This window comes from Pseudomonas sp. Irchel s3b5 (assembly GCF_900187435.1).
Taxonomy (GTDB): Bacteria; Pseudomonadota; Gammaproteobacteria; order Pseudomonadales; family Pseudomonadaceae; genus Aquipseudomonas.
This window is the reverse complement of the sequence record NZ_FYDY01000009.1, coordinates 99,837-114,780: the sequence shown is the minus strand read 5'-3', so window position 1 is coordinate 114,780 and position 14,944 is coordinate 99,837. Positions and strand designations below refer to the sequence as shown.

The window sequence follows — 14,944 nt, the reverse complement described above, 5'->3', positions numbered from 1 at the left end:
AGGTCATGCGTTTGTGAAAAAAATGTTAGGAAAACCTCAATTCATTACAAGGTTTTTCAGAGAAAAATCAATTCATGGCCTGAACCCATTGAGATTAGGCCTCAATTCGAATCAATTCCACTTCAAAACGACAGCCATGGGGTTCCATATTTGCCAGGCTGACGCTCCAGCCCTGGTTTTCACAGATCCGCTGCACGAGCGACAGACCAAGCCCCAAACCTTCCCCGCGCTTCTCGCTTCCGCGCACAAAAGGCTCGAACATCGCTTCACGTTTTTCCTCAGGAATGCCAACACCGCTGTCTTCCACCAAAAACCCGGTGGCGGTCAGGGTCAGTTGGATGAATCCGCTCTCTGTGTAATGCAATGCATTACGTAGCAGGTTGCCCATCACCGCTTGCAACAGCGTCGCGTTGTAACAAATCGGCGGCGGGTCTGCGGATTCAAAAAGCAGCTTCAACCCCTTGGCTTCGATCGGCTCACGCCATAGACCGAGCAGGCCGTCCGCCACTTCGCTCAGTGTCTGCTGAGGCGACATACTGGCATCTTCACGCTGAGCGCGAGCCAGCATCAGAAAGGTTTGCACCAGCTCGCGCATCTCTTCGCACGCCCGAGCGATCCGCTCGACTTGAGCACGGCCGCGTAGATCGAGACCGGGATTTTCCAGCAACAATTCGCAGGAACTGGCCAGAACCATCAACGGGGTGCGCAGTTCATGGCTGACATCACTGGTAAACAGGCGCTCGCGAGACAATGCCTGGCGCAGACGCCCGAGGGTCGCGTCAAATGCCACGGCCAATTCGCCGACTTCGTCGGCGGCGTAATCCGGTGCCAGTGGAGGCGCCAGACCTAACAGCTGATCGCGATGGCGCACTTGACGAGCCAGACGCACCACCGGCGCCATCACTTTGCGCGCCAAAACCCAGCCGAGAAACACGGCCAGCGCCAGGCTCAACACGAAACCTACCAACACAATCGCAAACAGCACCCGCTCGCGCTCTTCGAAGTCGCTTTGATCCTGCAACAGCACGTAATGCCGACCATCGACAATTTCGACCATCGCGTGGTACGACAGATGGTCGCGAAAAACTTCATGAAAGCCCGGGACCAGATGCCGCAAATCCTTTGGCAGGTCAAAGTCACCCGGCCCGCCGCTGAAATAGAACAGTTGATCCGGCTCGGGACGATGGCTCCAGTCCGAGACGCTGTCCATCAGCAACAACCGCTGCAAATCGCCGCCCAGACCAGCCGAAATCAGTTTTTCTTCAACCAGGTGCACCGTCGCGATGATGCCCATGGCAAAGGCGCCTGCTACCAGAGCGCTCATCAGTGCAAAAGCAATGATGATCCGCTGGGAAAGGCTCTGTCTAAACTCCATCACGGCCCTCGGCCAAGCGGTAACCCACACCGTGTACGGTTTGCAGCAGCGGTTTGGCGAACGGCTTGTCGATCACCTGGCGCAGTTGATGGACGTGGCTGCGCAAGCTGTCGCTGTCCGGGCAGTCATCGCCCCACAACGCTTCTTCGAGAATTTCACGGCGCAGCACGTGGGGGCTTTTCTGCATCAGCACGGCCAGCAACTTCAGGCCCACGGGGTTGAGTTTCAGTAGACGCCCTTCGCGGGTGACCTCCAATGTGTCGAGGTCGTAGCTCAAATCGCCGACCTGCAAGGTGCGACGCCCGCCCCCTTGGGCTCGGCGCATGACCGCTTCGACCCGCGCCGCCAGTTCAGACAGGGCGAAGGGTTTGATCAGGTAATCGTCTGCACCGGACTTGAAGCCTTGCAGACGGTCGTTCAGTTGATCGCGAGCCGTGAGCATGATCACCGGCGTGCAACGACGGGCATCCTCTCGCAGGCGTTTGCACAAGGTGTAACCGTCGATGCCGGGCAACATGATGTCGAGCACGATCAAGTCGTAGTGCTCGGTAGCCGCCAGATGCAAGCCCGACAGTCCGTCCTGCGCGCAATCCACGGTGTAGCCTTTGAGCCCCAGATAATCGGCCAGGTTGGCGAGGATATCGCGGTTGTCTTCAACCAATAGAATTCGCATGGGCATCTCTCCGTACACAGTAACGGCCGTCTTGGCCCGCGCAGCTTAAGGCCAAGTTCGGCTCACGGCTAGGACTGAGTGAAGCTCAAAAATGTGGAAACTGACCGGCTACGGCCTTAACAAGTTTTTCACTGTCGATTCACACGCTGGCGACAGAATCGGGCACAAACTCCGCGCGGTTGCGCATTTCAGAACATTTCACTGACCAAGGAACTCGCATGGTTTCGACCCTTGCACGCCCCGCCTCTCGCCCGCTCAATTTCTGGGTGTGCCTTGGGGTCCCCGTCATTGCGGCGATCATTTTGGTATTGCTTGAATTGACCAACCTGGACATGGACCTGGCCAAGCTGTTCTACGACCCGGTCGCCGGGCAATTCATCGGGCGCCACAGTTATTTCCTGGAAGACATCCTGCACGACCGCGCTAAACAAGTGGTCATCGCCTTCTCGGTGTTTGCCATCCTCGGTTTCATCGGCTCGTTTTTCATCGCAAGGCTCAAGCCGTTCAAACGGGAATTGGGTTGTCTGGTGCTGTCTCTGGGGCTGGCGACCTCTTTTGTCACACCGATAAAAGCGGTGACGGCGGTGCAATGTCCGTGGAGCCTTGAACAATTCGGTGGTCATGAGACCTATAGCGAACTGCTGAGCCCGCGCCCTGCTACCGAAAAACCCGGACGCTGCTGGCCGGGCGGCCATGCGGCGACCGGATTCACATTGTTTGCCCTGTTTTTCGTCTTGCGTGACCGCCGCCCACGTTTGGCTCGCTCAGCATTTGTGTTCGCCTTTGCCCTGGGCAGCGTGTTCTCCATCGGCCGGATGATGCAGGGGGCGCACTTTTTCTCGCACAACGTTTGGACGGCGATTTTCTGCTGGCTGATTTGTCTGGGATCGTATTACTGGATTCTGTACCGGCCTTCGAGCAGTTTGGTGCACGCAGAACCTGTCAGCGCTTGATAGAAGTTCTTTTGACTTTGCGATGGGCAATAAAAAACCCCGCCTGCTTTCGCAGGCGGGGTTTTCAGTACAGGGGTAAGGCTGGCTTACATCATGCCGCCCATGCCGCCCATACCGCCCATGTCTGGCATACCGCCGCCAGCACCGCCGTCTTTCTTCGGTGCATCAGCAACTGCAGCTTCGGTGGTCAGGATCAGACCGCCAATCGACGATGCAGCTTGCAGCGCGGAACGGGTGACCTTGGTTGGGTCCAGGATACCCATTTCGATCATGTCGCCGTATTCGCCAGTCGCAGCGTTGTAACCGAAGTTACCTTTGCCGTTCTTGACTTCGTTGACCACAACGCTTGGCTCGTCACCGCTGTTGGCAGCGATCTGACGCAGCGGTGCTTCAACGGCACGGCGCAGAACAGCGATACCTACGTCCTGATCAGCGTTGTCGCCTTTCAGATCGTTCAAGGTTTGCAGAGCGCGGATCAACGCAACGCCACCGCCAGGTACCACGCCTTCTTCAACGGCTGCACGGGTAGCGTGCAGGGCGTCTTCAACGCGGGCTTTCTTCTCTTTCATTTCTACTTCGGAACCAGCGCCAACCTTGATCACTGCAACGCCGCCGGACAACTTGGCCAGACGCTCTTGCAGTTTTTCACGGTCGTAGTCCGAGGAAGTTTCGGCAACCTGGGCACGGATCTGAGCAATGCGCGACTCGATGTCGCCTGCTACGCCAGCACCGTCAACGATGATGGTGTTTTCCTTGGAGATGGTCACGCGCTTGGCGCTACCCAGGTTTTCCAGGGTGGCTGCTTCCAGGCTCAGGCCGATCTCTTCGGAGATAACGGTACCGCCGGTCAGAACAGCGATGTCCTGCAGCATGGCCTTGCGGCGGTCGCCGAAGCCTGGAGCCTTGACGGCTGCGACTTTAACGATGCCACGCATGTTGTTCACGACCAGAGTCGCCAGGGCTTCGCCTTCAACGTCTTCGGAAACGATCAGCAGTGGACGGCCGGCTTTGGCAACGGCTTCCAGCACTGGCAGCATTTCGCGGATGTTCGAGATCTTTTTGTCGACCAGCAGAACCAGCGGGTTGTCCAGCTCGGCAACCATGGTTTCCGGCTTGTTGACGAAGTACGGGGACAGGTAGCCACGGTCGAACTGCATGCCTTCTACAACCGACAGTTCGTTTTCCAGGCCAGTGCCTTCTTCAACGGTGATCACGCCTTCTTTACCGACTTTTTCCATGGCTTCGGCAATGATGTCGCCGATGGAGTTGTCGGAGTTGGCGGAGATGGTACCCACCTGAGCGATTGCCTTGGTGTCAGCGCATGGCTTGGACAGGTTTTTCAGCTCTTTGACGATGGCGATGGTCGCCTTGTCGATGCCGCGCTTCAGATCCATCGGGTTCATGCCGGCAGCGACGGCTTTCAGGCCTTCGTTGACGATCGACTGAGCCAGAACGGTAGCGGTGGTAGTACCGTCGCCGGCGTCATCGTTGGCACGGGAGGCAACGTCTTTGACCAGCTGCGCGCCCATGTTTTCGAAACGGTCTTCGAGTTCGATTTCTTTGGCGACGGAAACGCCGTCCTTGGTGATGGTCGGAGCGCCGAAGCTCTTCTCGATGATCACGTTACGGCCTTTCGGGCCCAGGGTCGCTTTTACCGCGTCAGCCAGGACGTTGACGCCTTTGAGCATTTTCTTGCGGGCGGAATCGCCAAACAGAACTTCTTTAGCAGCCATGATCGATATTCCTTAAATACTTTGTAGTAGCGGGAAAATGAGCGGGTAATCAGCCTTCGATAACAGCGAGAATTTCGTTCTCGCTCATTACCAGCAGGTCTTCGCCGTCGACTTTCACAGTGTTGCTGCCGGAGTAAGGACCGAACACAACCTTGTCGCCCACTTTCACGGACAGTGCACGCACTTCACCGCTTTCCAGTGCTTTGCCTGGGCCTACAGCGAGGATTTCGCCGCTGTTGGCTTTTTCAGCAGCCGAACCTGGCAGGACGATACCGCCAGCGGTTTTCTTTTCTTCTTCGCTGCGACGGATAACGACGCGGTCATGCAGAGGACGAAGCTTCATTGTCGATCTCTCCCAATTGTGGTTTTCATCGGCCGGTGTAGTCCCGGCGGGTTAAACAAAGTCCGGCGGTGCCGGTTGCGGTTCGTCAAGCGAACCGCGGAAGTCTGTCTGGCGTGTTCGCCAGAAACCTTGCGGTGACCGTTACATAAGGGCGCATAAGCTTATTACAAGGGCGAGGATTGAAAATTTTTCTGTTCGTTGCCCCGCAAACGAACACGGCACCCGAAGGTGCCGTGTGTCGAATGTGTTACTTGGTGTCGCGGTGTTCGAACTCGCCTTCGATCACGTTGGGCTCACGCCCCAGCGGCTCGCGCGGCGCAGGTCCGCCCCGGGCTTGAAGGTCATCGGCAAACGCACGTTGGCGAATGGCCTGCTCCTCGGCACGCTGGCGCATTTTGTTGGCCAGCAGGCGACGGCTGACCGGCAGCAACATGATCAAGCCGATCACGTCGCTGATGAAACCCGGCAAGATCAACAGGCCACCGGCCAACGCCAGCATCAGGCCTTCGAGCATGGTCTGGGCTGGCAGTTCGCCGCGGCTCAGGCTTTCACGGGCACGCAGTGCCGTGGCCAGCCCCGCGATGCGCAGCACGAACACACCGAACATCGAGCCGAGAATGACCAGCAGCAGAGCCGGGAAAAACCCGATAGACCCTGCCACTTTGACGAATACGAACAGCTCCAACACCGGGAACAGCAGAAAGAGCAACAAAAAAGGGCGCATCAAATGTTTCCTCAACGCAAGAATGCCTTGCCAGTTCACCTTAGATGACGTCGCCGTTTCGTGAATTCAAGCGTCGGCCACTTCATTTTTTGGCCAATGTTCAGCATGAGCCAGAGAAACCAAGGCTTCCCGGACTTGTGTCGGCGTATTACAAGGCGCTTGAAACGGCAACCAGTACAAGCTTTGACCGATGCGCAGGTGCATGCCTTCGGTATCGATACCGACCATTTGCGCCGCAGCGGTTTTCGGCAAACCGGCCAGATCGACGTAATGGGCAATGGCCTTGGCGTGATCGGCATTCATGTGCTCGACCATGCTCACTTCGGCTTTGCCGGCGAACGGGTTGGCCAGGGTCAGGTCGTTGACCCAGTGAATCGCGCCGAAACCGCCGATGTAGCGGTGGCGTACAGGTTTGAGCACCCAGAAATCAAAATCATGTGCCGTGTGGTAGCTCTGGGATTCCGGGAAGTAGCGGTAGTAACGTTCGGCCGCCGCGGCGATAGCGTCCTCGCCTTCCAGCTGCTGCGCCTCGGCGAGGTAAGTCAGGCGACCAACGGCTTGTACATCTTCAGCGCCGCGCTCGCCGACAAACAGCGAACATTTGGGATCTTTTTGCAGGTTATGAGTGTGCTGAGCGATGCGGCTGATAAGGATCAGGGGCCGACCCTGCTCGTCCAGGCAGTATGGAACGACGGAGCCGAACGGAAAGCCGGGCATTGATTTGGAGTGCGTGGAGAGCACTCCACGGTATTCCTTGAGAAGCAATTCTCGTGCATGCTTAGCCGCTTCTACGCTCAATTTATGACTCCTTAATTAGAATCCGTCAAAAAAAACGGACGGCGACTGGTGAAAGTTCCAGCCCGCCAATAGGGGCAGTTCTCATGTGCCAAGGTAGGCGTGATGGAGAAGATGCCTATGAAAACACCCAGACCATTTACCGGGGCATGCGAATGCAACTCACTGACAAAGTAATCATTATCACTGGCGGTTGCCAGGGTTTAGGCCGTTCCATGGCCGAGTATTTCGCAAGTAAAGGCGCGAAACTGGCGCTGGTGGACTTGAACCAGGAAAAACTCGACGACGCCGTCGCGGCCTGCAAGGCCAAGGGTGCCGAAGCCCGCGCTTATCTGTGCAACGTTGCCAATGAAGAGCAAGTGACCCACATGGTCGCCCAGGTCGCCGAAGACTTTGGCGCGATCCATGGCCTGATCAACAACGCCGGGATCCTGCGCGACGGCCTGCTGCTCAAGGTCAAGGACGGCGAAATGACCAAGATGACCCTGGCCCAGTGGCAGGCGGTGATCGATGTCAACCTGACCGGCGTGTTCCTGTGCACCCGTGAAGTCGCGGCAAAAATGATCGAGCTGGATAACAGCGGCGCGATCATTAATATCTCGTCGATTTCCCGCGCAGGCAATGTGGGCCAGACCAACTACTCCGCCGCCAAGGCCGGTGTCGCTGCCGCGACCGTGACCTGGGCCAAGGAACTGGCGCGCTACGGCATCCGTGTAGCCGGCATTGCACCGGGCTTCATCGAAACCGAAATGACCTTGGGCATGAAGCCTGAAGCGCTCGACAAGATGACTGCCGGGATACCGCTCAAGCGCATGGGCAAGCCTGAAGAAATCGCCCATTCGGCGGCGTACATCTTCGAGAACGACTACTACACCGGTCGGATTCTGGAGATGGATGGCGGTTTGCGGATCTAAAGCGAGATCAAAAGATCGCAGCCTCGCTTCGCTCGACAGCTCCTACAGGTGTAAGCCAATCCAATGTAGGAGCTGTCGAGCGAAGCGAGGCTGCGATCTGTTTATAGGCGCCGCAAATCAATCGTCGCTGATGCTGATATTCGGCATCGCCGGCGTCAACGCTTCCTGCAACACGATCCGCGCACCGACATGGCGGGCCAGTTCCTGGTAAACCATGGCGATCGGGCAATCTGGCTCGGCGATCACAGTTGGCTTGCCACCATCGGCCTGCTCGCGGATTTCCATCGCCAACGGCAACGAAGCAAGCAGTTCGACACCATACTGGGTCGCCAGCTTCTCACCACCACCCTCACCGAACAGATGCTCGGCATGTCCACAATTCGAGCAGATGTGCACGGCCATGTTTTCCACCACGCCCAGCACCGGAATGTTGACCTTGCGGAACATTTCCACACCCTTGCGCGCGTCCAGCAGCGCCAGGTCCTGTGGCGTGGTGACAATGACGGCACCAGCCACCGGGACTTTCTGTGCCAGGGTCAGCTGGATATCACCTGTGCCAGGCGGCATGTCGATGACCAGGTAATCGAGGTCGCCCCAGGCAGTTTGCGTGACCAGTTGCAACAGGGCGCCGGAAACCATCGGCCCGCGCCAGACCATCGGCGTGTTGTCGTCGGTCAGGAACGCCATGGACATCACCTCGACGCCGTGGGCCTTGAGCGGTACGAACCACTTCTGATCCTTGACTTCAGGTCGTGTGCGCTCAGGGATACCAAACATGATGCCCTGGCTCGGACCGTAGATATCTGCGTCGAGAATGCCGACCTTGGCGCCTTCACGGGCCAAGGCCAATGCCAGGTTGGCGGCGGTGGTGGATTTCCCCACGCCGCCCTTGCCGGAGGCGACGGCCACCACGTTTTTAACGTTCGCCAGGCCCGGAATCTGCGCCTGAGCCTTGTGTGCGGCGATCACGCTGGTGATGTCCACGCGAGCGGTCGTTACGCCGTCGAGCCCCTCGATGGCCATTTGCAGCATCTGCGCCCAGCCACTCTTGAACAGACCGGCGGCATAACCCAATTCGAGCTGAACGCTGACGCGGTCGCCCTGGATATCGATGTTGCGCACGCACCCGGCGCTGACAGGGTCCTGGTTCAGGTAAGGGTCGGTGTATTGGCGAAGGACGGCTTCCACCGCTGCGCGATTGACGGCGCTCATGGGCAACTCCGAAAACAGGACTGGAAAAGATGACGGGTATCGTACCTGTTCTAGGCGTTCGACGGGATGCTCAAAAGATCGCGCTTTTGTAGGAGCCTGGCTTGCCGGCGATGGCACACCCAAGACCGCTATCGCCGGCAAGCCGGGCTCCTACAGGTCGATCATCCAATGAAACAGGCTCACAGGGTGAAAAATATGCGCCGGCGCTTTATAGTGGCCGACCTCCGTTTCATCAAGTAGCCGAGCCCCATGTCCGAGCCACGCAAGATCCTCGTCACCAGCGCCCTGCCCTATGCCAATGGTTCGATTCACCTTGGCCATATGCTGGAATACATCCAGACCGATATGTGGGTGCGCTTCCAGAAGCACCGCGGCAACCAATGCATCTACGTCTGCGCCGACGACGCCCACGGTTCGGCCATCATGCTGCGTGCGGAAAAGGAAGGCATCACCCCGGAACAACTGATCGCCAACGTCCAGGCTGAACACAGCGCCGACTTTGCCGAGTTCCTGGTGGACTTCGACAACTTCCACTCCACTCACGCCGAAGAAAACCGTGAGCTGTCGAGCCAGATCTACCTGAAGCTGCGCGACGCCGGGCACATCGCCACGCGCTCGATCACGCAGTATTTCGACCCGGAAAAGAAAATGTTCCTGGCCGACCGCTTCATCAAGGGCACCTGCCCGAAATGCGGCACCGAAGACCAGTACGGCGACAACTGCGAAAAATGCGGCGCGACTTACGCACCGACCGACCTGAAGGATCCGAAATCGGCAATCTCCGGCGCCACCCCGGTGCTCAAGGATTCCCAGCACTTCTTCTTCAAGCTGCCAGACTTCCAGCAAATGCTGCAAACCTGGACCCGCAGCGGCACCCTGCAAGACGCCGTCGCCAACAAGATCGCCGAATGGCTGGATGCTGGCCTGCAACAGTGGGACATCTCCCGCGATGCGCCGTACTTCGGCTTTGAAATCCCTGACGAGCCGGGCAAGTATTTCTACGTGTGGCTGGATGCACCGATCGGCTACATGGCGAGCTTCAAGAACCTGTGCGACCGCACGCCGGAGCTGGACTTCGACGCGTTCTGGGGCAAGGACTCCACCGCCGAGCTGTACCACTTCATCGGCAAGGACATCGTCAACTTCCACGCCCTGTTCTGGCCAGCCATGCTGGAAGGCGCGGGCTACCGCAAGCCGACCGGCATCAACGTCCACGGCTACCTGACCGTCAACGGTCAGAAAATGTCCAAGTCCCGCGGCACCTTCATCAAGGCCCGGACCTACCTGGATCACCTGTCGCCGGAATACCTGCGTTACTACTACGCGGCCAAGCTCGGCCGTGGCGTCGACGATCTGGACCTGAACCTCGAAGACTTCGTGCAGAAGGTCAACTCCGACCTGGTGGGCAAAGTCGTCAACATCGCCAGCCGCTGTGCCGGTTTCATCAACAAGGGCAATGCCGGCGTCATGGTCGACACCAACGCCGCGCCTGAACTGACTGATGCCTTCCTGGCCGCCGCGCCAAGCATCGCCGACGCCTATGAAGCCCGTGACTTCGCCCGCGCCATGCGCGAGATCATGGGCCTGGCCGACCGCGCCAACGCCTGGATCGCCGACAAGGCACCATGGTCGCTGAGCAAACAGGAAGGCAAGCAGGATGAAGTCCAGGCCATCTGCGCCACGGGCGTCAATCTGTTCCGCCAACTGGTGATCTTCCTCAAGCCTGTGCTGCCGCTGCTGGCCGCCGACGCCGAGGCGTTCCTGAACGTCGCGCCGCTGACCTGGAACGACCACGCGACCTTGCTCAGCAACCATCAGTTGAACGAGTTCAAGCCGTTGATGACCCGCATCGACCCGGTCAAGGTGCAAGCCATGACCGACGCTTCGAAAGAAGACCTGACCGCCAGCCAGACCGACACCGGCGAAGCGGCACCAGCGGGCAATGGCGAACTGGCCAAAGATCCGCTGTCGCCGGAAATCGAGTTCGACACCTTTGCCGCCGTCGACCTGCGTGTTGCGCTGATCGTCAAGGCTGAGCACGTGGAAGGCGCCGACAAGCTATTGCGCCTGACCCTGGACATCGGTGACGAGACGCGCAACGTATTCTCCGGGATCAAAAGTGCTTATCCGGACCCGTCGAAGCTCGATGGTCGCCTGACCATGATGATCGCCAACCTCAAGCCACGGAAAATGAAGTTCGGCATCTCCGAAGGCATGGTGATGGCCGCCGGCCCTGGCGGTGAAGAAATCTACCTGCTCAGCCCTGACAGCGGCGCCAAGCCGGGTCAGCGCATCAAGTAAATTTGTGCGGCAATCCGATCCCACAGCCGTGCCTGGCGCGACTGTGGGATTTTCATGTCTGGCCCATAATGTCCGTAGGAGCTGCCGCAGGCTGCGATCTTTTGACTTTGCTTTTAAAGATCAAAAGATCGCAGCCTGCGGCAGCTCCTACGCAGTGATCCAGTAGCGGATACGGACGATCATGACCGAAACCCTGCTAACGCTTATCAGCACCGCCCTGATCAACAACCTCGTGTTGCACTGGCCGCTGGGCGTCGATCCGCTGCTGGCCAGCGAACGGCGCCAGGTTCACGCGCTGGGAATTGCGACGACGTGCCTGACGCTGATCGTTGGCATGCTCGGTTATGTGCTCTACCACTGGCTGCTGGTGCCGCTGGAACTGACGGCCCTGCGGCTGTTCGTGTTTCTGCCGCTGAGCGTTTTGCTGATCAGCCCACTGCTGAAGGTTCTTTCTACTGCGCTTCCAAAGTGGTCATTTGAAGGCCTCTGGCCGTTGCTGCTAGGGAACGCGGGTGTGCTTGGGGTAACGCAGCTCAACGCCCAGGCGGACAAAGGTTTCTTTCATGCCACGGCCCTGAGCCTTGGTGCCGGGCTGGGTTTCTGGCTGGTGCTGAGCCTGTTCAGCGATTTGCGCGAACGTACACTCGAAAACGATGTTCCCCGGCCCTTTCGCGGCTTGCCGATCGATCTGATCGGCGCCGGATTGATGGCCGTGGCCTTTCTAGGATTCAGCGGACTGATCAAAACATGAGTCTGATTCAACGCATCGACGCCCTCCTGCCGCAGACCCAGTGCGGCAAGTGCGGCCATCCCGGATGCAAGCCCTACGCCGAAGGCATCGCCGCCGGTGAGCCGATCAACAAGTGCCCACCCGGCGGTAGCGAAACCATTGCGGCTATGGCCGATCTGTTGAAAGTGCCGGTGCTGGAACTGGATGTCAGCCGCGGCTCGGCACCTGCGCAAATCGCCTACATTCGCGAAGCCGAATGCATCGGTTGCACCAAGTGCATTCAGGCGTGCCCGGTCGATGCCATCGTCGGCGCGGCCAAACTGATGCACACCATCATCATCGACGAGTGCACCGGTTGCGATCTCTGCGTGGCGCCGTGCCCGGTGGATTGCATCGAGATGCGTCCGCTGTCGCCCGCCGCGGTGGTACCGGTTGTCGGTGGCCTGGCATTCACGCTTGAAGAACAACAGGCGCGCACCGCCAAACGCAATCACGCCCGGCGCCGCTTTGAGCAACGCAATGCGCGCCTGATGCGGGAAGAGCAACAGAAAATCGCCGAACGACAAGCCCGTCAGCGTACTACCCAACCCGTGGAGGCGACGCTCGATCCGGTGCAGGCGGCCCTCGAACGCGTCCGCGCCCAGAAAGCCGCGAATGCCGATGCGGCGCTGAAAAAAGCCAAGATCGATGTGGCGATGAGCCGCGCACAACTGCACAAATCGCTGAAAGCTTTCGGGCATCCACCGACCTTCGAGCAGCAATCGCAACTGATCATCCTGCAACAGCAGCACGAGGCCGCCGAGCGAGGTTTGGCGCAGTTGGAAAGCACCGCACCTGCGGCGCCGACACCCGCCCCGCCCCCAGCGAAGGATGCCGAACTGAAACGGGCAAAAATTCAGCTGGCCATGCGCCGCGCCGAACTCAAGAAGGCTCAGGGTAGCGAAGCGCCTGCCGAACAGATCGATGCCCTTCTACGCGCGGTCAGCGAAGCCGAACGCCAGGTGGACGCCTATGCCGCCCCTTGAATCGGTTGACGATCGTCTGCAGCAAGCCATGAAACTGGTGCTGCTGGCCGTCCTGCCGGGACTGCTGGCGTCCTTCTGGTTGTATGGCTGGGGTGTGTTGATCAATCTGATTCTGGCGGTTGCAGCGGCGCTCGCTGTTGAGGCGGCTGTGCTGCAATTGCGCAAGTGGCCACTCACACCGAACTTGAGCGATGGTAGCGCCCTGGTCAGTGCGACATTGCTGGCCCTGGCCCTGCCCCCCTATTGCCCTTGGTGGTTGACGATCAGTGCTGCCGCGTTCGCGATGGTATTCGGCAAGCACCTGTATGGCGGAGTCGGTTCGAATCCTTTCAATCCGGCCATGCTTGGCGTTGCTTTTGCGCTGGTCACGTTTCCCCAGCAAATGACCCATTGGCCGTCGTCTCACGGCATGGACCTGTTGAGCGGCGTGCAACAGGCCTTCGGCTTCGGCCAGGCGCCGGACGCCTGGGTCCAGGCCACTGCGCTGGACAGCCTGCGCATCAACAAAAGCCTGACCCTGGACGAACTGTTCTCGATGAACCCCGCGTTTGGTCACTTCGGTGGACGTGGCGTGGAATGGGTGAGCCTGGCGTTTCTGGCAGGCGGTCTGTTTCTGCTGCAACGACGCGTTTTCAGCTGGCATGCGCCGGTCGGCATGCTTGCCAGCCTTTTCATCATCAGCCTGTTGTGCTGGAACGGTTCGGGCTCCGACTCCCATGGTTCACCGCTGTTTCATCTCCTCACCGGCGCCAGCATGTTGGGGGCGTTTTTCATTGTGACGGAACCGGTGTCCGGCGCCAAAAGACCTGGCGCGCGGCTGCTGTTTGGCGTGGGTGTCGGGCTGCTGACGTACTTGATCCGCACCTGGGGTGGTTATCCGGACGGTGTGGCGTTTGCCGTCCTCTTGATGAATCTTTGTGTGCCTGCACTGGAGCGATTTGTCGCATCAAGACAGGAGCCGACATCGCCATGAGCCGAGCGACGAGCATTGCCATACTGGTATTACTGGCAGGTTTGGGCATCGGCCTGACCTGGCTCATGCAGCACAACAGCGCGCCGCGCATTGCCGCCGAACAACGCCTGATCGACAGTCGTAATCTGCTGGATTTGCTACCAGCGGACAGCTATGACAATCAGCCACTTGAACAACCGTTGACGCTCGAAAATCCCAAACTCGAAAACAGCACGTTGCTGATGGGCTACCGGGCTTCCAAATCCGGCCAAGCTTCTGCCGTGTTGTTGCGCAATCAGGTTCTGGGTTACACCGGCACCATTGAACTGCTGATTGCGATCGACACAAGTGGCAGGCTGATAGGCGTCAAAACCCTCAAGCAATCGGAAACACCAGGACTCGGGGCACGAATCGCTGACTGGCCGAATGCCTGGCTCCAGGGGTTTTCCGGTAAATCCAGCACCGATCCCGCCGATGCGGGTTGGGCCTTGAAAAAGGACCAGGGGCAATTCGACCAGATCGCTGGAGCGACCACCACATCCAGAGCAGTGATCAACGCGACCCATGACGCGCTGCGCTATTTCGATGAATACCGACAATCGCTGCTCGGGAAACCTTCCCATGAATAAATCATCCGTCCTGCTGAGCACGTTGATGCTCACACCGCTCATAGGGACCACCGACACGCTGGTGAGCGCTTTGGGTCTGTGGCTATTGTTCATTCTGGTGATCAGCGCTTTTAGTCTGAGCATGTCCTTACTGCGACCACGAATACTGCCGTCGACCCATTTGCTGGCGGGCGTGCTGCTCGCCGCCACGTGGACCAGTTGTGCGGAACTCGTTGCGCAAATCTGGTCGCTGCCATGGCATCAGCATTTGGGAATCTATGCAGGCTTGCTCGCCTTGCAATGCGTTGTGCTGGAGCACGCTGGCTTTTTCCGCCGCGCCCGTGTGGAACGTCTGAAGTTATGTGCCCTGTTCGGCGGCTTGCTGGTGAGTGTTGGCCTGTTGCGCGAACTCATCGGCAACGGGACACTCGGCCGCCATCTATCGTGGCTGGCTGGCGCGGGTCAACCGGACTGGCAAGGTTGGCTACTGATCGCCGACGGTGGCTTACACCTGGCAACCCTCGCCCCCGGCGGTTTCATTCTGTTGGGGTTGCTGCTGGCCGCTTGGCAGGCCTGGCACCGCCCGCAGCCCTCACTCTGACCGTT

Annotated in this window: 15 protein-coding genes; 8 read left to right on the top strand and 7 right to left on the bottom strand. The window is 58.9% G+C overall.

The annotated features are described in order from the left end of the window. Window positions 1-94: 94 nt before the first annotated feature. Together CKW15_RS12825 and colR are read right to left on the bottom strand one after the other, a co-directional pair. Window positions 95-1,375 (bottom strand): HAMP domain-containing sensor histidine kinase, encoded by a 1,281-nt coding sequence (locus CKW15_RS12825; protein WP_095057067.1) that lies wholly within the window; start codon window positions 1,373-1,375, stop codon window positions 95-97. Beyond that, a complete protein-coding gene (gene colR / locus CKW15_RS12820; RefSeq protein WP_095152175.1) occupies window positions 1,365-2,048 on the bottom strand; it encodes a two-component system response regulator ColR in 684 nt (227 codons plus the stop codon). Before colR ends, CKW15_RS12825 begins: the two co-directional genes overlap by 11 nt. A gap of 218 nt (window positions 2,049-2,266) precedes the next feature. Between colR and CKW15_RS12815 the strand changes: the two genes are divergently transcribed. Then, window positions 2,267-3,001, top strand: a complete 735-nt coding sequence (locus CKW15_RS12815; protein ID WP_095057065.1) for a phosphatase PAP2 family protein — start codon at window positions 2,267-2,269, stop codon at window positions 2,999-3,001. Between the two features lie 86 nt (window positions 3,002-3,087). On the opposite strand, the gene groL is transcribed toward CKW15_RS12815, so the two are convergent. The 4 genes from groL to CKW15_RS12795 all read right to left on the bottom strand — a co-directional run bounded on the left by groL (window position 3,088) and on the right by CKW15_RS12795 (window position 6,599). Further along, entirely contained in the window at window positions 3,088-4,734 is a 1,647-nt protein-coding gene (gene groL / locus CKW15_RS12810; protein WP_008053540.1) for a chaperonin GroEL, read from the bottom strand. Between the two features lie 49 nt (window positions 4,735-4,783). Then, entirely contained in the window at window positions 4,784-5,077 is a 294-nt protein-coding gene (locus CKW15_RS12805) for a co-chaperone GroES (RefSeq protein WP_095057064.1), read from the bottom strand. A 247-nt stretch (window positions 5,078-5,324) separates the two neighbouring features. Then, window positions 5,325-5,801, bottom strand: coding sequence for an FxsA family protein (locus CKW15_RS12800; protein WP_095057063.1), 477 nt, complete (start codon window positions 5,799-5,801; stop codon window positions 5,325-5,327). Window positions 5,802-5,867: 66 nt separating this feature from the next. Further along, window positions 5,868-6,599, bottom strand: coding sequence for a HugZ family protein (locus CKW15_RS12795; RefSeq protein WP_095057062.1), 732 nt, complete (start codon window positions 6,597-6,599; stop codon window positions 5,868-5,870). Between the two features lie 152 nt (window positions 6,600-6,751). On the opposite strand from CKW15_RS12795, the gene CKW15_RS12790 reads away from it, so the two are divergent. Beyond that, complete coding sequence (locus CKW15_RS12790; RefSeq protein ID WP_095057134.1) at window positions 6,752-7,510, top strand: SDR family oxidoreductase; 759 nt, start codon at window positions 6,752-6,754, stop codon at window positions 7,508-7,510. Window positions 7,511-7,627: 117 nt separating this feature from the next. Here CKW15_RS12790 and apbC read toward each other — a convergent pair whose 3' ends face one another. Beyond that, window positions 7,628-8,722: an iron-sulfur cluster carrier protein ApbC gene (apbC, locus tag CKW15_RS12785; protein ID WP_095057061.1), complete on the bottom strand. Its 1,095-nt coding sequence runs from the start codon at window positions 8,720-8,722 to the stop codon at window positions 7,628-7,630. 249 nt (window positions 8,723-8,971) lie between these two features. Here apbC and metG point away from each other — a divergent pair, with 249 nt between their 5' ends. The 6 genes from metG to CKW15_RS12755 all read left to right on the top strand — a co-directional run bounded on the left by metG (window position 8,972) and on the right by CKW15_RS12755 (window position 14,939). Continuing rightward, window positions 8,972-11,023 (top strand): methionine--tRNA ligase, encoded by a 2,052-nt coding sequence (gene metG, locus CKW15_RS12780; protein ID WP_095152174.1) that lies wholly within the window; start codon window positions 8,972-8,974, stop codon window positions 11,021-11,023. Between the two features lie 181 nt (window positions 11,024-11,204). After that, complete coding sequence (locus CKW15_RS12775; protein WP_095057060.1) at window positions 11,205-11,774, top strand: electron transport complex protein RnfA; 570 nt, start codon at window positions 11,205-11,207, stop codon at window positions 11,772-11,774. Continuing rightward, entirely contained in the window at window positions 11,771-12,778 is a 1,008-nt protein-coding gene (gene rsxB / locus CKW15_RS12770; protein WP_095057059.1) for an electron transport complex subunit RsxB, read from the top strand. The genes CKW15_RS12775 and rsxB overlap by 4 nt, the downstream gene beginning before the upstream one ends. After that, on the top strand, window positions 12,765-13,751 hold the full coding sequence (locus CKW15_RS12765) for an RnfABCDGE type electron transport complex subunit D (RefSeq protein ID WP_095057058.1): 987 nt from the start codon (window positions 12,765-12,767) through the stop codon (window positions 13,749-13,751). The genes rsxB and CKW15_RS12765 overlap by 14 nt, the downstream gene beginning before the upstream one ends. Further along, the gene (locus CKW15_RS12760) at window positions 13,748-14,359 is read left to right on the top strand and encodes an RnfABCDGE type electron transport complex subunit G (RefSeq protein ID WP_095057057.1); all 612 of its coding nucleotides are present in this window, start codon (window positions 13,748-13,750) and stop codon (window positions 14,357-14,359) included. The genes CKW15_RS12765 and CKW15_RS12760 overlap by 4 nt, the downstream gene beginning before the upstream one ends. Then, complete coding sequence (locus CKW15_RS12755) at window positions 14,352-14,939, top strand: Rnf-Nqr domain containing protein (RefSeq protein ID WP_095057056.1); 588 nt, start codon at window positions 14,352-14,354, stop codon at window positions 14,937-14,939. The genes CKW15_RS12760 and CKW15_RS12755 overlap by 8 nt, the downstream gene beginning before the upstream one ends. The last annotated feature ends 5 nt before the right edge of the window (window positions 14,940-14,944 follow it).